Source organism: Ruegeria sp. YS9, from assembly GCF_024628725.1.
Lineage (GTDB): Bacteria > Pseudomonadota > Alphaproteobacteria > Rhodobacterales > Rhodobacteraceae > Ruegeria > Ruegeria atlantica_C.
The window spans coordinates 2,337,704-2,360,201 of sequence record NZ_CP102409.1; the positions used below are offsets into that span (position 1 = coordinate 2,337,704).

General features: G+C 60.0%; 20 protein-coding genes. 12 read left to right on the top strand and 8 right to left on the bottom strand.

Features of this window, described 5'->3' with window-relative positions:
- Positions 1 to 53 precede the first annotated feature (53 nt).
- Positions 54 to 755 (top strand): SDR family oxidoreductase, encoded by a 702-nt coding sequence (locus NOR97_RS11875; RefSeq protein WP_170346136.1) that lies wholly within the window; start codon positions 54 to 56, stop codon positions 753 to 755.
- A 2-nt stretch (positions 756 to 757) separates the two neighbouring features.
- On the opposite strand, the gene NOR97_RS11880 is transcribed toward NOR97_RS11875, so the two are convergent.
- The 3 genes from NOR97_RS11880 to NOR97_RS11890 all read right to left on the bottom strand — a co-directional run bounded on the left by NOR97_RS11880 (position 758) and on the right by NOR97_RS11890 (position 4,083).
- On the bottom strand, positions 758 to 2,029 hold the full coding sequence (locus NOR97_RS11880) for an FAD-binding oxidoreductase (protein ID WP_257599226.1): 1,272 nt from the start codon (positions 2,027 to 2,029) through the stop codon (positions 758 to 760).
- 191 nt (positions 2,030 to 2,220) lie between these two features.
- Complete coding sequence (locus NOR97_RS11885; protein ID WP_257599227.1) at positions 2,221 to 3,378, bottom strand: acyl-CoA dehydrogenase family protein; 1,158 nt, start codon at positions 3,376 to 3,378, stop codon at positions 2,221 to 2,223.
- Positions 3,379 to 3,519: 141 nt separating this feature from the next.
- Positions 3,520 to 4,083, bottom strand: a complete 564-nt coding sequence (locus NOR97_RS11890; protein WP_170346133.1) for a TetR/AcrR family transcriptional regulator — start codon at positions 4,081 to 4,083, stop codon at positions 3,520 to 3,522.
- A 292-nt stretch (positions 4,084 to 4,375) separates the two neighbouring features.
- Between NOR97_RS11890 and NOR97_RS11895 the strand changes: the two genes are divergently transcribed.
- On the top strand, positions 4,376 to 4,840 hold the full coding sequence (locus NOR97_RS11895) for a nuclear transport factor 2 family protein (protein ID WP_257599228.1): 465 nt from the start codon (positions 4,376 to 4,378) through the stop codon (positions 4,838 to 4,840).
- 10 nt (positions 4,841 to 4,850) lie between these two features.
- Positions 4,851 to 5,471: a pyridoxamine 5'-phosphate oxidase family protein gene (locus NOR97_RS11900; RefSeq protein WP_257599229.1), complete on the top strand. Its 621-nt coding sequence runs from the start codon at positions 4,851 to 4,853 to the stop codon at positions 5,469 to 5,471.
- Between the two features lie 386 nt (positions 5,472 to 5,857).
- Here NOR97_RS11900 and NOR97_RS11905 read toward each other — a convergent pair whose 3' ends face one another.
- Complete coding sequence (locus tag NOR97_RS11905; protein WP_257599230.1) at positions 5,858 to 6,553, bottom strand: VPLPA-CTERM sorting domain-containing protein; 696 nt, start codon at positions 6,551 to 6,553, stop codon at positions 5,858 to 5,860.
- A 257-nt stretch (positions 6,554 to 6,810) separates the two neighbouring features.
- Positions 6,811 to 7,473 carry a TetR/AcrR family transcriptional regulator gene (locus tag NOR97_RS11910; RefSeq protein ID WP_257599231.1) on the bottom strand — a complete coding sequence of 221 codons (663 nt, stop codon included), beginning with the start codon at positions 7,471 to 7,473 and terminating at the stop codon, positions 6,811 to 6,813.
- A gap of 65 nt (positions 7,474 to 7,538) precedes the next feature.
- On the opposite strand from NOR97_RS11910, the gene NOR97_RS11915 reads away from it, so the two are divergent.
- From NOR97_RS11915 to NOR97_RS11950, 8 genes are all read left to right on the top strand, one after another.
- Complete coding sequence (locus NOR97_RS11915) at positions 7,539 to 8,855, top strand: NAD(P)/FAD-dependent oxidoreductase (RefSeq protein WP_257599232.1); 1,317 nt, start codon at positions 7,539 to 7,541, stop codon at positions 8,853 to 8,855.
- Entirely contained in the window at positions 8,852 to 9,754 is a 903-nt protein-coding gene (locus NOR97_RS11920) for a bile acid:sodium symporter family protein (protein WP_170346128.1), read from the top strand. The genes NOR97_RS11915 and NOR97_RS11920 overlap by 4 nt, the downstream gene beginning before the upstream one ends.
- A complete protein-coding gene (locus tag NOR97_RS11925; RefSeq protein WP_257599233.1) occupies positions 9,751 to 10,683 on the top strand; it encodes an SDR family oxidoreductase in 933 nt (310 codons plus the stop codon). Before NOR97_RS11920 ends, NOR97_RS11925 begins: the two co-directional genes overlap by 4 nt.
- The gene (locus tag NOR97_RS11930; RefSeq protein ID WP_257599234.1) at positions 10,680 to 11,444 is read left to right on the top strand and encodes an SDR family oxidoreductase; all 765 of its coding nucleotides are present in this window, start codon (positions 10,680 to 10,682) and stop codon (positions 11,442 to 11,444) included. The genes NOR97_RS11925 and NOR97_RS11930 overlap by 4 nt, the downstream gene beginning before the upstream one ends.
- A 78-nt stretch (positions 11,445 to 11,522) precedes the next feature.
- A complete protein-coding gene (locus NOR97_RS11935; RefSeq protein WP_257599235.1) occupies positions 11,523 to 13,991 on the top strand; it encodes a heavy metal translocating P-type ATPase in 2,469 nt (822 codons plus the stop codon).
- Positions 13,988 to 14,377, top strand: coding sequence for a Cu(I)-responsive transcriptional regulator (cueR, locus tag NOR97_RS11940; RefSeq protein ID WP_170346124.1), 390 nt, complete (start codon positions 13,988 to 13,990; stop codon positions 14,375 to 14,377). The genes NOR97_RS11935 and cueR overlap by 4 nt, the downstream gene beginning before the upstream one ends.
- 101 nt (positions 14,378 to 14,478) lie before the next feature.
- Positions 14,479 to 15,351, top strand: a complete 873-nt coding sequence (locus tag NOR97_RS11945; protein WP_257599236.1) for an NAD(P)-dependent oxidoreductase — start codon at positions 14,479 to 14,481, stop codon at positions 15,349 to 15,351.
- Positions 15,352 to 15,452: 101 nt separating this feature from the next.
- A complete protein-coding gene (locus tag NOR97_RS11950; RefSeq protein ID WP_257599237.1) occupies positions 15,453 to 18,518 on the top strand; it encodes an aminotransferase class III-fold pyridoxal phosphate-dependent enzyme in 3,066 nt (1,021 codons plus the stop codon).
- Positions 18,519 to 18,568: 50 nt separating this feature from the next.
- Here NOR97_RS11950 and NOR97_RS11955 read toward each other — a convergent pair whose 3' ends face one another.
- The gene (locus NOR97_RS11955) at positions 18,569 to 19,045 is read right to left on the bottom strand and encodes a hypothetical protein (protein ID WP_257599238.1); all 477 of its coding nucleotides are present in this window, start codon (positions 19,043 to 19,045) and stop codon (positions 18,569 to 18,571) included.
- On the bottom strand, positions 19,042 to 19,209 hold the full coding sequence (gene hemP, locus NOR97_RS11960; RefSeq protein WP_083445319.1) for a hemin uptake protein HemP: 168 nt from the start codon (positions 19,207 to 19,209) through the stop codon (positions 19,042 to 19,044). The genes NOR97_RS11955 and hemP overlap by 4 nt, the downstream gene beginning before the upstream one ends.
- Before the next feature lie 206 nt (positions 19,210 to 19,415).
- On the opposite strand from hemP, the gene gph reads away from it, so the two are divergent.
- Entirely contained in the window at positions 19,416 to 20,075 is a 660-nt protein-coding gene (gene gph, locus NOR97_RS11965; RefSeq protein WP_257599239.1) for a phosphoglycolate phosphatase, read from the top strand.
- Positions 20,076 to 20,806: 731 nt separating this feature from the next.
- Here the strand turns inward: gph and dld are convergent.
- Positions 20,807 to 22,486, bottom strand: coding sequence for a D-lactate dehydrogenase (gene dld, locus NOR97_RS11970; RefSeq protein WP_257599240.1), 1,680 nt, complete (start codon positions 22,484 to 22,486; stop codon positions 20,807 to 20,809).
- Positions 22,487 to 22,498: the final 12 nt, after the last annotated feature.

Here is a 22,498-nt window from a genome sequence, read left to right on the forward strand (position 1 = left end):
CAAACCGCTCTCTGACCGCCATCCTGGGATCAACTGAAAAACGGAGATGTCAGATGGAAAAGGTAGCACTTATTACAGCGGGCGGCAGCGGCATGGGTGCGGATTCCGCACGGAGGCTGGCGGCGGACGGGTTCAAGGTTGGCATTCTGTCTTCCTCGGGCAAGGGAGAAGCCTTGGCAAAAGAGTTGGGCGGTGTTGGCATTACCGGCTCGAACCAGTCCACCGAGGATTTGCAGAAGCTTGTCGATGCCGCCATGGCCCATTGGGGGCGCATTGACGTTCTGGTCAATTCCGCCGGTCACGGCCCCCGCGCTCCGATCCTTGAACTGACGGATGAGGATTGGCACACCGGCATGGATGTCTATTTCCTGAACGCGGTGCGTCCCACACGGCTTGTGACCCCGATCATGCAGGCGCAGGGGGGAGGCTCGATCATCAACATCTCGACCTTTGCCGCGTTCGAGCCGGATCCGGTTTTCCCGACCTCGGGCGTGTTCCGGGCCGGGCTGGCCGCCTTCACCAAGCTGTACGCGGACAAGTATGCCGCCGAGAATATCCGCATGAACAACGTCCTTCCGGGCTTCATTGACAGCCTGCCCGAGAAGGAAGAATTCCGCAGCCGCATTCCAATGGGGCGCTATGGGCGCAGCTATGACGAGATCGCCTCGGTCGTCGCTCTGCTTGCCTCGGAAGGCGGCGGTTACATCACCGGACAGAATATCCGGGTGGACGGCGGTATCACCCGGTCTGTCTGAACTCAGACCCGCGCCCTTATCAGATGCGTCAGCGCCGCGCCGGATTCGAAAAAGGCGCGGCGCAAGCGCGTCCAGTTTTCGCGGTGTTCCGATACGACAGGAACCGGCAGAAGCGAGGGATCATCCGCCAGAAGACTCTCGGCCATCATGCGACCGAACACCGTGCCCGGGCCGATGCCGCGACCGGAATACCCGTGTGCGGCCAAAGCGTTGGGGCCGATCTGCGTGATCTTCGGAAGATTATCCGATGTCATTGCGATCCGCCCGTGCCACCCGTGTTCCAACGACCGGTCGGCCAATTGCGGATAGAGCTCGGCCAGCTTGCGCCGGACCCAAGCGGAATGTGCAACCCGACCGGCATGTCCCAGATCTCCCATGCCGCCAATGATCATCCGCCCGGCCTGATCCAGCCGGAATGACGTCATGATCAGCCCGGTATCCCAGCATCCTTCTTTCCTTGGCAGGATACTGGCGCGCAAATTGTCGGTCAGCGGGGCCGTGGCGTACTGGAAATAGTAGACCGGCACAAAGGCAGGCGCGGTCTCCGGCAGCGCAAGATGATAGGCATTCGTCGCCTGAATGACCGATCTTGCCCGAACCGTCCCGCCCGGTGTCATCAGAACCCAGTGCCCAGCCTCATATGCCATGGTCTGCACGGGGCTGTGGGTATATACCCGTGCCCCGGCCTGTGACGCCGCGCGCACCAAACCCACCGCATAGGCCAAAGGCTGGATGGTTCCCGCCCGTGGATCGAACAAAGCACCGTGAAAGGCCTGGCTACCGGTGCGTTCACCGGCCTGGTCCGCCGACAACAGCTCAACCGGCGCTCCGGCTTCGCTCAACTGCGCATGACGCGTTTGCAGGTCCTTCAAACCCGACGCGGAATGAGCGCAATGCAGGGTTCCGTTGCGCACGGGCTCACACGCAATGCCATATTCATCGATCAAGGCAAACACATCCGACGGCGCCTTGGCCAGCAAGTCGATCAAACGGTTCCCCGTTTCAGTACCGAGATGCGTGCGGATGTCGTCCGGCGGCAACCACAGCCCCGCATTGACCAGACCGACATTACGCCCCGAACCGCCAAACCCGATCTCCTGCGCCTCGAGCAGGCAGACCGACGCGCCGGCGCGGGCTGCGGTCAAAGCCGCTGAACAGCCGGTATAGCCACCTCCGATGACAGCCAGATCAACCTCTGCGTCAGCGGTCAGGGGCGGTGCGGGGACTGTCTCGGTGCAGGTGGTCTGCCAAAGTGATTGTTCGGGATCGTTCACGTCGGGCCTCTGAGTCTTGTCGGCGGATCATCATCCCGATGCCCCTCCCTTTGCAAGCGGCCTTTTGACCCGTGCTGCGACAACGAAAAAGGCCCGGCAGGAACGGGCTTTGCCCGGGCCTGCCGGGCCCAACCGGAGGAGTCATTCCGTCAGGAATGACGACGACGGGCGGGAGAGGCCCCGTGGTGGGCTCAGACGTCGAGCGATCGCGCGATCAGCTCTTTCATGACCTCGTTGGTGCCGCCATAGATCATCTGCACCCTGGCATCCGCATAAAGACGCGCAATCGGGTATTCCATCATGAACCCGTAGCCGCCGAACAGTTGCAGGCATTCATGCATGATCTCATTCTGCACCTCGGATCCCCAGTATTTGGCCATCGAGGCCGTGGCCGCGTCCAGTTCGCCTGCTTCCAGCTTCCCGATACAATCATTGATGAAGCTGCGCAGAACCTCGGCCTTGGTCTTGCATTCCGCCAGTTTGAACCGGGTATTCTGAAAATCCATCACCCGCTGCCCAAAGGCTTTGCGTTCCTGCACGTATTTCACTGTTTCGGCGATGGCGAAATCGATCGCGCCCAGCGCCATGATCGCGATATTCAGCCGTTCCCACGGCAGCTGTTTCATCAGCTGATAGAAACCCTGCCCTTCCTCGGGGCCCAACAGGTTTGTCATCGGCACTTTGACATCTTCGAAAAACAACTCGGCAGTGTCATTGCCCTTCATGCCCAGTTTCTTGAGGTTCCGCCCCCGGCGAAAACCCTCACACCCGTCGGTTTCCACCACGATCAACGAAACGCCGCGTGCGCCGGCGGACTTGTCGGTCTTGGCGGCCACGATGATCAGATCCGCAGTCTGTCCGTTCGTGATGAAGATTTTGGACCCGTTCAACCGGTAGGAGTTGCCGTCCTTCTCGGCAGTCGTCCGCACCGCCTGCACGTCCGAACCGGTACTGGGTTCGGTCATTGCCAACGCGCCGACCAATTCACCCGACGCCAGTTTGGGCAACCACTTCCGCTTCTGATCTTCGTTGCCATAAGCGGTGAGATAGTGGGTCACGATCGACTGGATGCCATAGCCCCAACCCGCATCACCCCGCGCGCCCTGTTCATAGGCCGTGATGGCGTCAAAGCCCATGCCGCCGCCGACACCGCCATATTCTTCGGGAATCGCACCCGCCATCAGCCCGGTTTCGCCGGCCTTGCGCCAGAAATTGCGATCCACAACGCCGTTTTCAACCCAGGTTTCGATATTGGGCGACAATTCGTCATCCATGAACCGACCCGCCATATCCGCGAACATGCGGTGTTCATCAGTGACCCATGCCGCAGTCGAAGTGAAAAGTGACATTGAACGCCCTCCAATCGGTCTTTCCGAAAAGGCTAGCGCCGTGTTCGATTCACGCCAATCCTTGTGACGCGGCGTCCCTTTGAGGAACAACGCAACGTTCCTCAGCCTGCAATGTCAGAGAATCCCTTTTGACCGGCGGGGTTAAGCCAGTGCTTTGGCCAACAGGTGCTTGGCCGCATCCTTGGCGTCTTCCGCCGGATCGCAGTTCTTGAGCAGGACCGCGGATACGATGGCTCCTTCTTGCAACAACACGATCTGACTCGCGAGCTTCCGAGGATCATGCGCGCCGGCTTGCTGGGCTATGGCCGTGAAGTGTTCCAGCAAAAGCTGTTTGTGTTCGGCGGCCTGTACATGGATCGGGTGATCCTTGTCCTGATACTCGGCCCCGGCCTTGATGAACATGCAGCCCCGGAACCCGTCCTCTTCGAACCACTCTTTCAGGGCATCGAAGCTGACGAGGATCTGCTCGGCCGGTGTTTCCGCCATCTCGTCGATGCGTTGAAAGAACCAGTTGCGAAAGTTCTCATCCCGCAGGCGCAGCGCGGCGACAATTAGGTCTTCCTTGGTGCGGAAATGCTTGTACATCGACGTCTTGGACACGCCCGTTTCCACAACCAGCTTGTCCATGCCGGTTGCGTGAAACCCGTCGCGGTAAAAGACCTTCAGGGCCTTGCTGACCAACTCATCCCGTTTGTTTGGGCGCATGATTCGGCTCCATGGTGTACCGTTCTGTACATATTACCATGGAGCGTGAAGTACAATGACCCCAGGCCAAAGCATTGTTTTGGAATGGTTTTGCCAGACGCCCAGTCTCATCGTGAAATTTCTACTTGCAAAGGTTTACAGATCAGTACACCTTATTCGTAAGTTAACCGATCTGTACACCATGGGATTTGACCGATGAAACGTCGCGCCAGCATTTTTCCACCTCAGTACGTCCCCTTCCTTCTGACCATGGCTATTCTTGCCGCCTCACTCACCTGAAAGCCTTTGCAAAATGTCCAGACCCCCTCTGCCCCCGTTCACCGCCGAAACCGCCACTCAAAAAGTGCGCATGGCGGAAAATGCCTGGAACAGTCGTGACGCCGACCGCGTGACGCCTGCCTACACCGACGACAGTCAATGGCGGAATCGGGCTGAATTCCTGTCCGGCCATACCGACATCCACGCCTTTCTGACCCGCAAATGGCGGAAAGAGCTGGAGTACCGCCTGATCAAGGAACTGTGGGCCTTTGCCGGAAATCGCATCGCCGTGCGCTATGCCTATGAATGGCGCGACGACAGCGGTCAGTGGTTCAGATCCTATGGGAATGAGAATTGGCAATTCGCCGATGACGGGCGCATGTCACATCGCCATGCCTCGCTCAACGATCTTCCCATTACCGAAGGCGACCGGCTGTTTCATTGGCCCCTGGGCGAACGCCCTGAAAACCACCCCGGATTGACCGAACTGGGTCTTTGAAAGGACATTCATGCCCCGCGCTTTTGCCGAACTGACGTTCACTCCCGCTGTCCGCGCCTATCAGGAGAGGATGGGTTCGGCCAGAACCTATACCAAGTTCATTGAAGGTGGTCCCCAGCAAGGCCATCTGATTGGAGACCCCGAGAAAGAGTTCATTCAGGCACGGGACGGGTTCTATCAATCCACCGTGTCCGAGACCGGCTGGCCCTATGTGCAGTATCGGGGCGGGCCGACAGGGTTTCTGAAAGTGCTGGGGCCCCAGACCATCGGATATGCGGATTTTTCGGGCAACAAACAGTATATCTCGCGCGGGAATCTGGACGGCAACGATCGCATCGCGATGATCCTGATGGATTACGCCAACCGACGCCGTCTCAAGATCCTTGGGCGCGTCGCATTCACGGAAGGCGAAGCAGCGGCCGCCACCCTTTACCCGGAAGAGGCCGAGGCACCGGCCGAACGGGCCGTGATCATCCGCGTCGAGGCGCTGGACTGGAACTGCCCAAGTCATATCACACCGCGCTTCACCGAAGCAGAGTTGCGTCCTCATCTGAACAGGCTGGGGCAGCAGTTGGCAGAGTTGCAGGCGGAAAACCAAAGACTGAAACAACAATTGGCAAAGTCAGGTTGACGTTTCAGCCCTCACAGAATTTTCGGATATCAAGAGAAGGGAGTGTCGCAATGGTTCGCTCGGTCTTTCACCTATCGGCGGCTTGCCTTGCCGGTACTGCCCTGATCATACTGATCATCATGTTCGGTTTTTTCGCCTCGCCCAGTGCCGTGCGAACGTCACCGCCATCGGTGTTCAGCAAGATTTTATTCGAACATTTGCAGCAAGAGTGATGCCCGGGCGGCATTGCGACAGGTGCCCGGCAAGCGCGCAAATCTTTTCAAGCCAAAGCCATCAACTCGGGCCCACGGGGCGCATACGCTGAAAGACTGAACATCCTGGCCCAAACGCGACCCGGTTCCAGGTCTGCTCTCACCACACGAATGGTGAGAGCACGAAAAGCCAGGTCAGGCCGTGCTGCGCTTTTTCCGGCGGCCCATTACGAACAAGCCACTGATGCCGCCAAGAAGCAGCCAGCCAGCGGCGGGCAATGGCACAGGGGCAATCGTGTATTGCCCGTAAAGGGTCGCGACGTTTTGCATGTTTTCCGTTGTGCTGAAGCCGTTTGAAATGGTGCCGCCACCGTTCTGCGAGAAACCGAGGACCGAGAACACGTAATTCTGCCCACCAAAGCTGAAGTTCTGTGAGCCCAGAGTATTGGTAATGGTCACGATGTCATCGCAAGGGGTGGAATCCGCCGGACAGTTGCTTGGACGATTCAATGTCTCGTTATGCGTCAGCGCAAACGACGAAGACACCAGAGGGCCACCGCTGATCAGTATGTCGACAAGAAGGTCGACCGAGCTCAGCGTTGTTCCCGTGATCGGGAAATTCAGATGCGAGAACTGTCCCAGAGCAAATGCCGTATCAGGCAACAGACCTGAAATCGGCGTGCCAGTCGGCGTGAAATCGTAGCCACTTGAGCTGCTGCCATTTCCCCACCGAAGAGAGATCGTTGAACCAGAGGTGCTTTCAGTAACGCCGGGCGTTGGATTTACGTTTTGCCAAGAGGGCGAGATGCTGGAAATGGTCAGCGCCGACGCACCGCTTGCAGCCATCACGCCTGCAACAGCGACAGCAGCTATGTTTCGTATGAATGTCATGTGCCCACCTTACGATCTAATACTCGTTACAAACCACTCTGTGAAAGAGTAGCACAACAGAATCATATTTACAGATCACGCGCCACATTGACGCCACGTTTTCACCTCAATCAAGGCGAATGACGCCTCAAAGAGCGTCAAAGAGGACACAATCGTTCTACCTGCGCTAATTGTCCGTTTTTTGGAAACAGGTATGTAGATGTAGATACAGGGCACCACCTCAACGATTGAACGCACAACCGGCGTCGCGTGAGGGTTCATTCACGACCGGATCGTACCATTGCTTCGATACCGGCGGCGCAAAAGTCCACCAGACGTTCCATGCCTGATACGTCACCGCCCTGCGACAGGGCTTCGACCCGCCATCCACTGTTGAGATGGGCCAGCATCGCCGAGACCGAATAAACCTGGCCACTTGCCAAAACGGCTGGATCGACATCCGGGTAAAGCTTGGCGATTTCGGTGATGAACAACTGGGCGGTGGGGTCGAAACACTCTGCTGCGATATCGCGCCACCTGGGGTCAACCGATACGTGGGCCACCAACCGCCCATACGCCATCCATCCGGGCCCACCCGTCTCAGCCAGGTCCACATAGGGTCGGATAAAGCTGTCCAGAATGCTGTGAAGCGTCAGCGGAGCAACAGCCCTGGCCCTGTTCAATGCGTCGATCCGAAGCTGCGCCAGCGCGTCCGCGCGCCGCGCGACCGTTCGGTAAAACAACTCCTCCTTGCCACCACCATGATGGTGCACAAGACCAATCTGAACCCCCGCCAGTGCCGCGATGTCCCGGATCGACGCACCTTCGAATCCCCGTTCGGCAAAGACGGTTTCAGCCGCATCCATGATCCGCGCCTTGGTTTCAAGCGATCGCTTGGACGGTGCTCTTTGCCTTGGTTTTTCGATGTTTTTTGGACTCATGAATTTCATCTTGCCTTATTTTGGTCGTTCGTTCAAGTTAAGTATCGCGAACTTCGGGAGGGTTCATGACACAGACGCGCAACGCATTCGCCCTGATCGGGGCGGGGCCGATGGGTTTGGCCGCAGCCAAGGTGCTGAAGGAACAGGGCATCGCCTTTCAGGGGTTCGAATTGCATTCGGATGTGGGCGGTCTGTGGGATATCGATGCCCCCAGATCAACCATGTATGAATCGGCGCATCTGATCTCTTCCAAACGCATGACCGAGTTCGAGGATTTCCCGATGGACGAGGCGGTGGCCGAGTACCCCTCGCACCGGGCGATGCGCGACTATTTCCGGGCCTTTGCCGATCGTTTCGGCCTGCGTAAGAGTTACAAGTTCAATGCAGAAGTCACCCGGATCACTCCGCTGGGCAAATCCGGCGACGGTTGGCGTGTTGCATGGCGGGACGCCGAAGGTGAGCATCAGGCTGAATTCGCAGGGGTTCTGATTGCAAACGGCACCCTGTCGGAACCGAATATGCCCAGCTTTCCCGGCACATTTGACGGCGAGTTGATCCATGCTTCGCAATACCGGTATCCCAGCCAGTTCGACGGCAAGCGCGTGTTGGTCGTGGGCGCGGGCAATTCCGGCTGTGACATTGCGGTTGACGCAATCCATCACGCAGAACGCTGCGATCTGTCCATGCGCCGCGGCTATTACTTCGTGCCCAAATACGTTTTCGGCAAACCGGCCGACACGATGGGCGGCAAGATCCGCCTGCCTATGTGGCTGAAGCGCAAGGTGGACAGCCTGATCCTCAGCTGGTTTGTCGGTGATCCGCAGAAATACGGCTTTCCCAAGCCCGATTACCAGCTTTACGAAAGCCATCCGGTGGTGAATTCGCTGGTCCTGTATCACGCGGGCCATGGCGATCTGCGCATTCGTCCCGATATCGACCGGCTGGAGGGTCACACTGTTCATTTCAAGGATGGCTCCAGCGAAGACTACGACATGATCCTCGCGGCAACCGGATACAAGCTGCACTATCCGTTCATCGACCGGGGCCTGCTGAACTGGCGGGGCGATGCCCCCCATCTGTACCTGAACGCGCTGCACCCTGAACGGGACGATCTTTTTGTGCTGGGCATGGTCGAGGCCACGGGTCTGGGCTGGCAAGGCAGGCACGAGCAGGCCGAAATGGTGGCGCGCTATATCAAAGGTCTTCAGAAGGGTTGCCCGGTGGCGGCCGATCTGAAAACCGAAAAGCAAAAAGACTATACGCGCGCCACCGGAGGCATGAGCTATATCGATCTGCCGCGAATGGCTTACTACGTGGACAAGGCCACTTACAGAAAGGCTGTCACCGGGTGGATCGAACGGCTGCGGAAAGCCGCCGTATGAGTGGTATCGACGAAATCACGCTGAATTTCAGCCCGGCCTCTCTGACGCTGTTGAACGCGATATTGGCGATCGTGATGTTCTCGATTGCGATCGATCTGGCACCAAGGGATTTTGATCGTCTCAGGCGCGCGCCCAAGCCGGTACTTGTCGGGCTGGTATCCCAATTCATCGTTTTGCCCGCTCTGACCTTTGCTTTGGTGTGGATGACGGAGCCGCGCCCGTCAATCGCGCTTGGGCTGATCCTTGTCGCCGCCTGTCCGGGGGGCAATATTTCGAACTTCATTACCCACCGCGCCGGTGGCAATGCGGCGCTGTCAGTGTCGATGACCGCCTTTGCCACCATCGGCGCGATTTTCATGACGCCCTTCAACATTGCGCTTTGGGGCGGGCTGTATCCTCCGACACGCGCGATTCTGCAACAGACACAGATTGACCCGGTGCAAATCGCAATCCTTGTCGGGCTGATGCTGATCTTGCCTCTGGTCCTGGGCATTGCTCTGAACCAGCGCCGCCCGGCCCTGACCGCACGGTTGCGTGCGCCGCTGCAATACCTGTCGATGGGTATCTTTGCGGCCTTCATCGTACTTGCCCTGGCCGCAAACTGGGGGTTCTTCCTCAGTTTTGCCGGGGCTGTTGCCGGGCTTGTGGTCCTTCACAACGCCCTGGCACTGGGGGGCGGTTGGGTTGTGGCCACTCTGACCCGGCTGTCCCCCTTCGATCGCCGCGCCATCACCATCGAAACCGGCATTCAGAATTCCGGCCTTGGGCTGGTGCTGATCTTTGCCTTCTTCCACGGGCTGGGCGGCATGGCTGTCGTGGCCGCGTTCTGGGGAATCTGGCACGCGATCTCGGGGATTGCTCTGGCGTCGGTCATGGCCCGAACCGAGGCCGCGCGATGACCCGTATCCTGATCACAGGTGCCGCCGGGTTGGTCGGGCAGGCGCTGCTCCCCGAACTTCAGGGGCACGAGGTTTTTGCCACGGATATCAAACGCCCCGACAGCATGCCGGAAAACGTCCACTATCTGCCCATGGATGTGACAACCGACGCCCCCGCGCGCGTGATCTGCAACGTAAAGCCTGAAGTCATTGTGCATCTGGCCTCCATCGTGACGCCTCCGCCCAAAATGGAGCGGGCGGCGGCATATGCCGTTGATGTCGAGGGCACCCGCAAGGTGGTGAACGCAGCCCTAGCCAACGGGGTGCGCCGGTTGGTCGTCACATCCTCGGGTGCGGCCTACGGCTATCACGCGGACAACCCCGTGCCCCTGCGCGAGGATGATCCGCTGCGCGGCAACCCCGAGTTCCCGTATTCCGATCACAAAAGGCAGGTCGAAGAGATGCTGGCCGAGGTTCGCAGAGCCGCCCCCGATCTGGAACAGGTCGTGCTGCGCGTGGGCACGGTTCTGGGGGCCGGGTCCGAAAACCAGATCACCGCCCTGTTTCACAAACCCCGCCTGCTGGCCGTGGTCGGCAGCGAAAGCCCGTTTGTGTTCATTTGGACGCATGATCTGGCACGCATCCTTCAGCGCGCGGCAACCGACGGGCCGGTTGGCGTTTACAATGTCGCCGGGGACGGCGCGATGGGTGTGACCGATCTGGCCCGCGCCATGGGAAAACCGGTTCTGCGCCTGCCCGCTTGGGCGCTGAAATCGGCTTTGGCCGCTGCGCGTCCGCTGGGTCTGTCCCGTTATGGGCCGGAACAGGTGCGATTTCTGCAATATCGACCGGTTCTGGACAACACTGCCCTGAAATCCGACTTCGGTTACACACCCGAAAAAACCAGCGCCCAGGTATTCGCGCTCTGGCAAAAGCAGGCGGGGCTATGAAGACGGCTGTCATATCCGGCGGGGCGGGCGGTTTGGGGCGGGCCCTCAGCCGTGCTCTGCAAAGTCGCGGGTGGCGGGTGGTGCTGCTGGATCTCGATGTTTCAGGTCTGGACGCCGGGTCGAACCAGCTTCCAATAGCGTGTGATCTGACGGACCCCGCGCAGCTTGCCAGCGCGTGCCAAAGGGCGATCACGACCTGCGACAGTATAGATCTGGTCATCTACAACGCCGGCGTCACGCAAATCCGGGGCTTTGAAAAGTCAGACGCGGCCAGCCACCGAACACTGTTTGACATCAACTACTTTGCGGCCGTCGAAATGGCCCGCGCATTCTTGCACCCGGTTCGGGCGTCAAAGGGGACACATCTGGCCATCTCATCGGTTGCCGGGTTTGCTCCGCTTTACCATCGGACGGCCTATGCTGCCTCGAAACACGCGTTGGAAGGGTTCTTCAAATCGCTGCGCTCGGAAGAAGCCCCTCATGGCGTTCAGGTCCAGATCGCTGCGCCGTCCTTTGTGGCAACCAACCCCGGCAATGCGCAAGAGCAAGCGGATGGCACAGCCCGGCCCGGATCGGCGAAGGACGGGATGGACGAGATGAGCCCCGAGGCCGCCGCTGAAACGATCCTGCGCGGGCTGGAAAAATCGCTGCCCATGATCCCGGTTGGCCGCGTGGCGCGCCTGTCCTGGTGGCTCAACCGCCTTTCGCCACGCCTGTATCAGCGCATGATGGAGCGCAACATGCGCGGCGCGGGGCACTAAAAAACTGCCCCAGGCCCTTGACCTTCCCGTCACTGGAACCCCCATCTGGTGAGCAAGGAAATTTCAGGGGCGAGTCGCATGGCGCAAAAAGCACTGACAGAGCTGAAAATCACGGGCATGGGATGCGCATCCTGTGTGGGCCGCGTTGAAGAGGCGCTGCGTGATGTGCCCGGGGTTGAAACGGCCTCGGTCAACTTTGCAACCAAGTCCGCACAGTTGGCTTTTGACGGGCCGGTTTCGGCGCTGACCAAAGCATTGGACGCGGCAGGGTATCCGGCCGAGACCAGCCGGGTGGATCTGAGCATTGAAGGCATGAACTGCGCCTCGTGCGTGGCCAAGATCGAGCGCGCGCTGACGGCCAGCCCCGGTGTGATCGAAGCACAGGTCAATCTGGCGACTCAAACTGCCGCGGTGACTTACGCTGCCGGGGCAACAACGCCAGAGGCGCTGGCGCAGGTGGTCACCGGCACCGGATACCCGGCGCGGCTACAAGGCGCTTCGAAACCTGAAAACCGCGAAGATGCCGAAATTCAAAGGTTGACCCGGACCACTATATTGGCCGCCGTACTCGCCCTGCCTGTGTTCGTTCTTGAGATGGGCGGGCACATGATTCCCGCTTTCCATCACTGGGTTCACGCCACCATCGGCGCGCAGAACAGCCAGTTGATTCAGTTCGCCCTGACATCGGCCCTGCTGCTGGGGCCCGGTCGCGTGTTCTATCGCAAGGGCATCCCGTCGTTGCTGTGGGGCACGCCGGATATGAACGCGCTGGTCGCGCTGGGAACCGGTGCGGCCTATCTGTATTCGGTCGTGGCCACATTCGCCCCCGGCGCGTTACCGCAAGGTACAGCCAATGTCTATTTCGAGGCGGCGGCCGTGATTGTCGTTCTGATCCTTCTGGGCCGTCTGATGGAGGCGCGCGCCAAGGGCAAAACCGGGGCCGCGATCCGTAAACTGGCGGGCCATCAACCCAAAAGCGCGCGGATCGAAGTCGATGGCCGGATGGAAGACCGTGCTATCGCCGAGATTGCGGTGGGCGACATCCTGCACATCCGCCCGGGCGAACGTGTGCCGGTGGATGCCGAAGTGCTCGAGGGCACCTCGTACGTGGATGAAAGCATGATCACGGGCGAGCCGATACCGGTTGGCAAATCAGCCGGTGCAACGGTTGTCGGGGGAACCGTGAATGGCACCGGCGCCTTGCGGGTTCGTGCGACGCGCGTCGGGGGTGACACCGTGCTGGCGCAGGTCATCCGCATGGTACAGCAGGCGCAGGGGGCCAAGCTGCCGATCCAGGGCCTGGTCGATCGGATTACATATCGCTTTGTCCCGGCGGTCATCCTGGTCGCCATGATCACCGTCGCAGCCTGGCTGATTTTCGGCCCAAGACCGGCCCTGCCGCTGGCGCTTGTCGCTGGTGTTTCGGTGCTGATCATAGCCTGCCCTTGTGCCATGGGGCTGGCCACGCCGACCTCGATCATGGTCGGCACCGGGCGAGCAGCCGAACTGGGGGTTCTGTTCCGCAAGGGCGATGCCCTGCAACAGCTTCAGCAGGCACGCGTCATCGCTCTGGACAAGACCGGGACCCTGACTCTGGGCCGTCCGGAACTGGTCAGTGTTTTGACGGCGAACGGATTTGACAGGGATGAGGTTGTGCGGCTGGCCGCCGCCCTCGAGGCGCGGTCGGAACACCCAATAGCTTCGGCGATCACCCGGGCCGGGCCTGCGACGCTGCCAGAGGCGACGGACGTCCTGTCGATTACCGGGCTTGGCATGCAGGGGCTGGTTGAAGGCCGGAACGTGTTGATCGGGTCGCACCGGCTTATGCAACAACGCGGGATCGACCTTGGACCCCTGGCAAGCGAGGCAGAGGCCCGCGCCGCCGAAGGGGCAACACCATTGTTCGTCGCATTGGATGGACAGGCCGCGGCCACGTTGTCGGTGTCCGACCCGGTCAAACCCGGCACCGAAGAGGCGCTGGAGCGGCTCCACCAAATGGGTCTGACCGTGGCCATGGTCACCGGAGACAACGCGCGCACCGCGCAGGCCTTGGCTGATCGGTTGGGGATCGATCACGTCACCGCCGAAGTGCTGCCCGACGGCAAGGTGGATGCGGTCACCGCCTTGCGGGACCAGTTCGGAACGCTGGCTTTCGTCGGCGACGGCATAAACGACGCCCCGGCGCTGGCAACGGCTGATATCGGCATCGCCATCGGGACGGGCACGGATGTAGCCATCGAAACGGCCGATGTCGTCCTGATGTCCGGTGATCTGCGCGGGGTTGCAAATGCGACCGAGATCAGCCGCCGGACAATGCGGAACATTCGCCAGAACCTGGGATGGGCGTTTGGTTACAACGTCCTGCTGATCCCCGTCGCTGCTGGCGCCCTTTACCCGTTCGGTGGCCATCTGTTGTCTCCGGCATTGGCGGCTGGTGCGATGGCGCTGTCCAGTGTCTTTGTCGTCTCGAACGCGCTGCGCCTGCGTCGCGTCCGAGCCAGCGTGCCGGAAACACCGATCCCGCCCGCCAAGGAGGTGCATGCATGAATATCGGAGATGTGTCCGCCCGCACCGGCCTGCCTGCCAAGACAATCCGGTATTATGAAGATATCAACCTCATCAAACCGCTGCGCGATGACAACGGCTATCGCCGGTTTCGCGATCAGGACGTGCACAAGCTGAACTTTCTGGGCCGCGCCCGGGCGCTTGGGTTCACCATCGAGGATTGCCGGACATTGCTGGCGCTTTACGAGGATGAAACCCGCGCCAGCGCAGATGTGAAACAGGTCGCGCGGGATCATCTGGCGCAGATCGAAGCCAAGATCGCCGACCTGAACGCGATGCGCGAGACGCTGAGCCACCTGATCGACGCCTGCGCCGGGGATGACCGGCCTGATTGCCCGATCCTGCGGGATCTGGGCGGGAAAGGCTGACTTGGGGTTGCCCTTTGGGCGCAGCTTTGCTTTGTCTTCGCCAAACATTTCGGCCAGGCATCCACCGCTGAAGCCGACCGAACAGCGGAGAGGATCACAAAATGGCAAAAGTCGCGTTCCTTGGCCTGGGTGTCATGGGCTATCCAATGGCTGGGCATCTTCAGGCCGCAGGTCATGACGTTACTGTCTACAACCGCACGGCCGCCAAGGCCGAAGCCTGGGTAAAGCAGCATGGCGGGTCGATGGCGGCCACCCCGAAAGACGCGGCTGAAGGGGCCGAGTTCGTGATGGCCTGCGTCGGCAATGACGACGATCTGCGCATGGTTTGCACCGGCGGCGACGGCGCATTTCACGGCATGTCCAGCGGGGCTGTTTTCGTCGACCACACGACGGTGTCAGCAAAGGTCACGCGGGAATTGTACTCTGCCGGCCAATCACGGGGTATAGCCTTTGTGGACGCGCCGATCTCGGGCGGTCAGGCAGGCGCTGAAAACGGTGTTCTGTCAATCATGTGCGGCGGAGATCAGGCGGCCTATGATGCGGCTGAACCGGTGATGCAGGTCTATGCAAAGATCTGCCGCCGGATCGGGGACAGCGGCGCGGGCCAGATGACCAAGATGTGCAACCAGATCGCCATCGCTGGGTTGGTTCAGGGTCTCAGCGAAGCGTTGCACTTTGCCGAAAAGGCAGGGCTGGACGGACGCGCGGTGGTCGAGGTGATCAGCCAGGGAGCGGCGGGGAGCTGGCAGATGGCAAACCGGTATGAGACCATGCTGGATGATCAGTTTGAACATGGCTTTGCCGTCGACTGGATGCGCAAGGATCTGGGTATCTGTCTGGATACCGCCGATGAAACCGGCGCGTCCCTGCCCGTCACCGCTCTGGTCGATCAGTTTTACAAGGATGTACAGAAACTGGGTGGTGGCCGCTGGGACACCTCGTCGTTGATCAAGCGCCTGCGGGCCATGGGGTAAGGCGGGGGGCTGTCTGCCCCCCATCGCGCCAAGGCGCGATTCCCCCCGAGGATATTTTGGCCAGATGAAGAGGGCTCCGGCGCGATCGGGGCGGAGACGGGATGGACGATTTGAATGCTTTTTGGACGGCCGCGCTGCGGCAGCTCTGGGGGCTGGACGCCCGTTTGACGCGGTTGGATGGTGAATATGACCTGAACTTTCTGGTGCAGGCCACCAATGGTCAGGATTATGTGCTGAAAGCCATGCGGGCCGGATGCGATGCGGATCTGGTTGATCTTCAGATCAAGGCGCTGGCGCATATCTCTTCAGAGGCACCGGGGTTGCCGTTTCCCAAGGTGTTCCCCGATTTGGCCGGCGCAACGCTGCCCGAGATCGCCGATTCTGAAGGGCAGCGCAGGCTGGTTTGGCTGTTGGAGTGCCTGCCGGGGCAATGTTACGCGAAGGCCGCCCCAAAATCCGAAGAGCTGATCCTGAAACTGGGGCGCGTATTGGGGGCGACCGCCCGGGCCCTGGAAGGGTTTGAGCATGCGGGATTGCACCGGGCCGGTTTCAAATGGGATCTGATGCAGGCGGGCTGGATTGCTGACAAGTTAAACGCTATCCCTGACCCCGCGCGACGGGCACTGCTGACGGAAATCTGTGAGGGGTTCGCTGCAATCGCGGATGTCCTTGCGGACCTGCCGAAACAGGCCATCCACAATGACGCCAATGACTACAACATTCTGGTCGAAGGGGAACTGGGCGAGCGGCGGCGTATCTCGGGCCTGATCGATCTGGGTGACATGTGCGCCGCGCCGCGCATCTGCGATCTGGCGATTGCCGGCGCGTATGTCGTGCTGGATCACCCCAAGCCGGAACGGGCACTGGCTGCTCTGGTAAAGGGCTATCACGCGGCCAACCGGCTGCGGGCGGATGAGGTTGACCTGATCTGGCCGTTGCTGAGGATGCGGCTTGCCGTGTCGGTCGTCAACTCGACCCTGATGGCGGCCGAGAACCCGGATGATCCCTATGTGACGATCTCTCAGGCGCCTGCCTGGCGGTTCCTTGAGAACACATCCGTCAATGGCGGGCTGATGTCGGCGCGGTTGCGGGCAGCTTGCGGCTTGCCGGTTGTCGATGGGGCTGAACGCATCCACGCCTATCTTCAGGAACACCGTGGACATTTTGCCGACATGTTCGGCCAGGATCTGAGCGATGTGCCCATGGGCTCGCTTTCGGTCGAAAACTGCGTCTGGCCCCAAGACCCGTTCCACATGCCTTTGGCCGAGGCTGCGCGGGTTGGCGAGGAATATGGTGAGGGGTTGTGGCTGGGTTACTATAACGAGCCCCGCCTGATCTATGCCGAGCCGGGGTTCCGCAAGGGCCCCTGGAAAGCCTCGGACAGGCGGACGGTGCATTTGGCGGTGGATGTGTTTGCGCGTGCCGGGACGGTTCTGCATGCACCGATGAGCGGGCGGGTCGAAGTGGTCGAGAACCGCGACCAGCACCTTGATTACGGCGGCGTGATCATCCTGCATCACGAAACGCCCGAAGGCGACCCGTTCTATACGCTCTATGGCCATCTGGACCCGGAATGCTGCGACCGGCTGAAACCTGGGGACCCGGTGGCACAGGGAGCCGCGTTTGCCAGGTTGGGAGATGCCAGCCAGAATGGCGGATGGGCTCCGCATGTGCATTTCCAACTGGCGCTCACCACTGATGGCATGAGAGCGGACTGGCCCGGCGTCGGCGATCCGGACGAGATGGAGCTGTGGCACGCGGTCTGCCCGAACCCGGCGGCGTTGCTGAACCTGCCGGATGACAAGGTGTTCTATCACCCTACGGATAAAACGGAAATCCTGAACAAACGGCGGGCGCATTTCGGGGGCAACCTGTCCCTGACCTATGACGATCCGGTCATGCTGGTGCGCGGCTGGAAGCATCACCTGTTCGACGAATGGGGACGCCCCTATCTGGACGCCTACAACAACGTCCCGCATGTGGGCCATGCCCATCCGCGCATTCAGGCCGTGGCTGCGGATCAGCTAAGGCGCATGAACTCGAACACCCGCTATCTGCATCCGGCACAGGTGGAATTTGCCGACAAGATCCTGTCCAAGCTGCCGGATCACCTACAGGTCTGCTTTTTCGTCAACTCGGGAACCGAGGCCAACGAACTGGCCCTGCGGCTGGCCCGCGCCCATACCGGCGCAAAGGGGATCGTGACGCCGGATCACGGCTATCACGGCAACACGAACGCTGCGGTGGCGATCTCGGCCTACAAATTCAACAAACCGGGCGGCATCGGGAAAGCCGACTGGGTTGAACTGGTCGAGGTTGCGGATGACTATCGCGGGTCATTCAAGCGAGATGATGCGGACCGGGCGCAAAGATTTGCTGATCTTGTCGATCCGGCGATTGCGGCCCTTCGGGACCGGGGACAGGGCGTGGCCGGTTTCATCGCGGAAACCTTCCCGTCCGTCGGCGGACAGATCATTCCGCCCAAGGGCTATCTGCCTGCGGTTTACGAAAAAATCCGGGCTGCCGGCGGCGTTTGCATCGCCGATGAGGTGCAGACAGGTCTGGGACGACTGGGCGAATACTATTTTGGCTTCGAACACCAGGGCGCGGTTCCGGATATCGTGGTGATGGGCAAGCCAATCGGCAACGGGCACCCGCTGGGCGTGCTGGTGACGACCACAGAGATCGCGGACAGCTTCAACAACGGGATCGAGTTCTTTTCGACCTTTGGCGGCTCGACCCTGTCCTGCCGGATCGGCAAAGAGGTGCTGGATATCGTTGACGACGAAGGCTTGCAGGACAATGCCCGCCTGATGGGGGATCGCCTGATGGCGGGGCTGCGCCAGATCGAAACCGACTTTGGTTGCGTTGGCGACGTGCGGGGTATGGGGCTGTTTCTCGGCGTGGAACTGATCAACCCCGACGGAAGCGAAGGCACCGAGATTTGCAGCTATGTCAAAAACCGGATGCGCGATCATCGCATCCTGATCGGCAGCGAGGGACCCAAGGACAACATCCTGAAGATTCGCCCGCCCCTGACCATCGAGGCCGAGGATGTTGACATGATCCTGTGGGCGCTGCGGGATGTGTTGTCCGAAGTGGGTGACTTCACCCCTGCCCTTGTGTGCGATCATGACCATCACCATGCCGGATGCGGGTGCTGCTGAACGAAAAAACCCCGGCGCATCGCCGGGGTTTGGCCGTTCAACACTCAGGGTCAGTGGAGCACGGCCGAGGGGGTCTGGTGGCCGGTGATCGGCATTTCGAAACCAGCCGTCATACGTCTGAGAGTCAGTCCCAGTTCTTCCGACAGGGATGCCAAGGCGGGGGCAAAATCCGGACGCACGATCAAGGACGCCAGCATCATCGCGTCTTCACGCGCCCCTTCGGACGCTGCCGCGATCATCTGGGCAAAGCAATTCTCATCCGCGCCGAGGCATGCACATCCAAGACCATGCCGGATCAAAGGGCGGCGGCCATGGGTGGCGCATAGCGAACACAAGCGGTCCAGGGTCAGCATTGCGGCACGCCCGCATTCCGCGCCCAGCGCGACTTGGAAATCGCTGGCAGCGTCGGCGCGCCCGCCCTCACCGTCGCTCCACATCCGCAGATACATCACGGCGCCCGCTTCGATGGGATCGAGATCGGCAAGGCGGCCCACTGCTGCGCCGCCGCGCTTGAAAGGCGCGCTCATTTCGTCAGGATCAGTTTGCCTGCGCGGGTGATGCGCAGGGTATAGAGCTGATCGCCCAGTTCTATGTGGGCCAGGTTTCCGCCCTTGGTCAGATCCTCGGCCTTGTGCGCGGGAAGCATCGAGACAGCGTAACCTTGGGTTGGGGTCGGGTTCTGTACGTTCATCGGGACATCTCCAGAGCGTTTCGGCATGGTGCCATATCTATCGCGTTTCATGTGATCTGGCTGACCCCGAAAGGGCTGGCTTTCTGTTCCTGTCGCTTAATCTGATTATTTTAGTAAGGTTTGTCAAGCATCGTTTTGAAACAGGCGATTGCCCCCCGGAACAGGGCGGGTTAGGTCTTGGGTCGGGCGATGAAGGGCAAGCAAACATGACCGCAGCAGTTGTATTCGATCTGGACGGAACGCTGGTGGACAGCCTGGGCGATCTGGCGGCGGCGGCCAACCGCACGCTGAACGACGTTGGGCATGATCCTCTGCCGACGGACATCATCAAAGGATTCGTCGGCAACGGTTTGCCCAAACTGGTTGAACGCGTGATCCTGCATTGCGGCCTGCCGCTGGACCGCCATGCGGAACTGACGCAACTGACCCTGAAGCATTACAATGCCGCTGCAAGCGAAACGACTGTTCCTTACCCAGGCATCCCCGAAGCGCTGGTTGCCTTACGACAGATGGGGTGCGCTTTGGGTGTCTGCACCAACAAACCAGAAGCGCCCGCACGGCATGTGCTTGAGGCGCTGAACCTGTCGCAACTCTTCGACGTTGTTATTGGTGGCGACAGCCTTTCGACGCGAAAACCGGACCCCAACCATCTGTTCGCAAGCTTCGATGCGCTTCAGGCTTCTGGCCCACGTTTGTTCGTCGGCGACAGCGAAGTTGACGCGGAAACGGCCGCTCGGGCGAAAATCCCGTTTTTGCTGTTTACCGAAGGGTATCGGAAGACGCCGGTCGCGGAGATTCCACACACCGTGGCCTATTGCGCATCGCAAGACTTGCCCGCGCTCGTCGCCGCGTTGATCAAAAGCTGACACCGCTCGGGAAGATCATCACGCCCTTCGACATTGGCAACGATCCGCATTGCCACTGACCCCAAAAGTTAAGAGGGGCCGGCCGAGGGGGTGTGACCAGCCCCTCATCGGGGAAAGTTAATACCGTGTGTGTGTTTGTGTGGTAAGTACGGTAGGTCATGTTTACCCCTGTTTGTCGCGGCGCGAAATTGGGGGTTTCCCGTAGTTCTCCAAAAAACGTGAAAAATAAGGGAAAATTGGCGATTTCCCGGCTCTCTTCATCTGCAATTTTTCGCATGCAAAACGGGCTTCTGGCCCGCAGCTTCGGAGGGTTGATCTGCACATCGATTGCAGATCAAGGGTAACCCTAGGAAAACCCGTCAGAAATCATGCAATCCCGAATTTACCTGAACAGAAAGGTGCTCAGCCAATGGACCGTCCGAACCCGCCGGTTCAGATCTTTAACGGCCTGACAAACACGTGTGTTTGACACTCAAAACCAAACGATCTGCACCAATCGCGGCAGAGTTTCGCGCCTCACCGCGAAATTCCTTGCCGATTCCGACTGCGCTGTCCGAATCTTCCCTACGGCTGACAAGCGACGCCCATTCGGTTTTGGCAGCCTTCTGCGCGGCAGATGCTTGCGGGGGTGCGCTCAGGAAATCAGGCAGTCGGGTACCAACACCCTTCTCATCAGAACCCGACGTATCTGTCGGCCGTTTTCACAGCACCCCGCCGCGCCGGAAAACCGGTTATTGATAATTCTTAGCCTTGGACATTTTGCCGATACCCGGATTGAACGAGTTGGTCGGGTCACAGCATTTGTAATGTGCCGCCAGGTCGGGCTTGGCCTTGTAAAGGTGCCCCACGTTATGTTCAGCAGGGTATTCCGCGCCGCGTTCGTCAAACAGTTTCAACATTGCGGCCTTGAGCGCTTTTGGGTCGGCCCCTTTTTTGACTATGTAATCCTGATGCATCACGTGGCACATGAAGTGCCCGTAATAGAGTTTGTGAACCAACTGGTCTTCGATCTCAGGCGGCAGCTTCTCCAGCCAGTCCTGATCGTTGCGGCGCAGTGCGACGTCCAGTGCGATGATGTCTGCGACGTCGTCCGAATGGATCGCCATGTAACGCACCGCCGCGCCCGCCGCCGCAAAACGATGGAGGCCTGCAATCTTGGCCTCGCGCGGATCACATTCGAAAAATCCGCCATCGCGGTCCCTCAGAAATCGCGGCAGCCACTCAGCAGCCTCGGACACACCTTCATCCTTCATTTTCAGGATAAGGTGATGCTCGTACTTGTCGCGAAAATCCATCATCCGTTTAGGCAGGACACGTGGCCACAAAGCTATTGCTGCCTGCATGAAACGATCAGTGAAATTGCGCAGGAACGGAATGCGCCGCAGGCGGGCATCCACGGCGCCTTTCATCGCAAAGAACATCGGCAGACGGTCCGTGCCAAGCTTGTCGATCATCACGACCGTGTCCTTGCCATAGCGTGCTGCAATGTCGAACGCTTCGCGCTGCATGTATTCGGCCGAAACCGGCAGCGATTTGAACTCTGACAAAATGTGGCGCCGCAGGTCTGCCAGATCGTCGGGATTGTTGGTGCCCACATAGAACACCTTCTCGACTTCGTTCTTGGGAAAGGTGTCAAGGCGTACGGCAAAAACGGCCAGCTTCCCGGCCGAGCCCGAAGATTCGAAAAGCCTGGCCTTGTCCGCATTGAACCGCGCAGGCGTTTCCGCATTCACGTCCCGCACGATCTGTGCGTAGTCGCTGGCCGATGCGCGTTTGTTGGTTGCCCCGGGATTGCGTTCAAATTTCCCTGCATCAAGGTTGGCAAGGATCTCTTCCGGCGTGTTGCCCAGATCGATGCCGAGGTGGTTGACCAGTTCCAATTCACCCTGTTCGGTGACTTGCGCATAGACGGAAAGTTCCGTGTAAACCGGCCCGCGCTCTACCAGAGAACCGCCGGAATTGTTGCATACCCCACCCACGATCGACGCGCCGATGCAGGACGAACCGATCACCGAATGCGGCTCGCGCCCCAAAGGGGCCAACAGTTTTTCCAGCGCAAAAAGCGTGGCGCCCGGAAAGCTGACGACCTGCTCTGCGTCGTTCAAGGGCACCAGAGTATCCATTCGGCGCGTGTTGATCAGAACCACGTCACGGTCATAGGTGCCGGACGGCGTAGACCCTTCGGTCAGGCCAGTATTGGCCGCTTGCATGATGACGATCTTGTCGGCTGCGACGCAGGCTTGCAGGATCTTCCATTGTTCCAGCAGAGTCCCCGGCTGAACGACGCACAGCGCCTCGCCCTCGCCCGAGCGGAAACCACGCCGAAAACGCTCTGTCGCGCGCGCTCCGATCAGCACGTGACGCGCACCGACGATGGAGCGGAAATGTTTGATCAACGCGTCATTGGTCATATCGGCCCCTGT

Excerpts from the sequence above, each read along its gene's own strand:
- NOR97_RS11905 (WP_257599230.1), bottom strand. The coding sequence starts at position 6,553 with ATGACATTCATACGAAACATAGCTGCTGTCGCTGTTGCAGGCGTGATG.
- NOR97_RS11935 (WP_257599235.1), top strand. The coding sequence starts at position 11,523 with ATGGCGCAAAAAGCACTGACAGAGCTGAAAATCACGGGCATGGGATGC.
- NOR97_RS11915 (WP_257599232.1), top strand. The coding sequence starts at position 7,539 with ATGACACAGACGCGCAACGCATTCGCCCTGATCGGGGCGGGGCCGATG.
- NOR97_RS11950 (WP_257599237.1), top strand. The coding sequence starts at position 15,453 with ATGGACGATTTGAATGCTTTTTGGACGGCCGCGCTGCGGCAGCTCTGG.
- NOR97_RS11945 (WP_257599236.1), top strand. The coding sequence starts at position 14,479 with ATGGCAAAAGTCGCGTTCCTTGGCCTGGGTGTCATGGGCTATCCAATG.
- NOR97_RS11955 (WP_257599238.1), bottom strand. The coding sequence starts at position 19,045 with ATGAGCGCGCCTTTCAAGCGCGGCGGCGCAGCAGTGGGCCGCCTTGCC.
- NOR97_RS11900 (WP_257599229.1), top strand. The coding sequence starts at position 4,851 with ATGCCCCGCGCTTTTGCCGAACTGACGTTCACTCCCGCTGTCCGCGCC.
- NOR97_RS11890 (WP_170346133.1), bottom strand. The coding sequence starts at position 4,083 with ATGCGCCCAAACAAACGGGATGAGTTGGTCAGCAAGGCCCTGAAGGTC.
- NOR97_RS11875 (WP_170346136.1), top strand. The coding sequence starts at position 54 with ATGGAAAAGGTAGCACTTATTACAGCGGGCGGCAGCGGCATGGGTGCG.
- cueR (WP_170346124.1), top strand. The coding sequence starts at position 13,988 with ATGAATATCGGAGATGTGTCCGCCCGCACCGGCCTGCCTGCCAAGACA.
- hemP (WP_083445319.1), bottom strand. The coding sequence starts at position 19,209 with ATGAACGTACAGAACCCGACCCCAACCCAAGGTTACGCTGTCTCGATG.
- dld (WP_257599240.1), bottom strand. The coding sequence starts at position 22,486 with ATGACCAATGACGCGTTGATCAAACATTTCCGCTCCATCGTCGGTGCG.
- gph (WP_257599239.1), top strand. The coding sequence starts at position 19,416 with ATGACCGCAGCAGTTGTATTCGATCTGGACGGAACGCTGGTGGACAGC.
- NOR97_RS11925 (WP_257599233.1), top strand. The coding sequence starts at position 9,751 with ATGACCCGTATCCTGATCACAGGTGCCGCCGGGTTGGTCGGGCAGGCG.
- NOR97_RS11895 (WP_257599228.1), top strand. The coding sequence starts at position 4,376 with ATGTCCAGACCCCCTCTGCCCCCGTTCACCGCCGAAACCGCCACTCAA.
- NOR97_RS11885 (WP_257599227.1), bottom strand. The coding sequence starts at position 3,378 with ATGTCACTTTTCACTTCGACTGCGGCATGGGTCACTGATGAACACCGC.
- NOR97_RS11920 (WP_170346128.1), top strand. The coding sequence starts at position 8,852 with ATGAGTGGTATCGACGAAATCACGCTGAATTTCAGCCCGGCCTCTCTG.
- NOR97_RS11910 (WP_257599231.1), bottom strand. The coding sequence starts at position 7,473 with ATGAGTCCAAAAAACATCGAAAAACCAAGGCAAAGAGCACCGTCCAAG.
- NOR97_RS11930 (WP_257599234.1), top strand. The coding sequence starts at position 10,680 with ATGAAGACGGCTGTCATATCCGGCGGGGCGGGCGGTTTGGGGCGGGCC.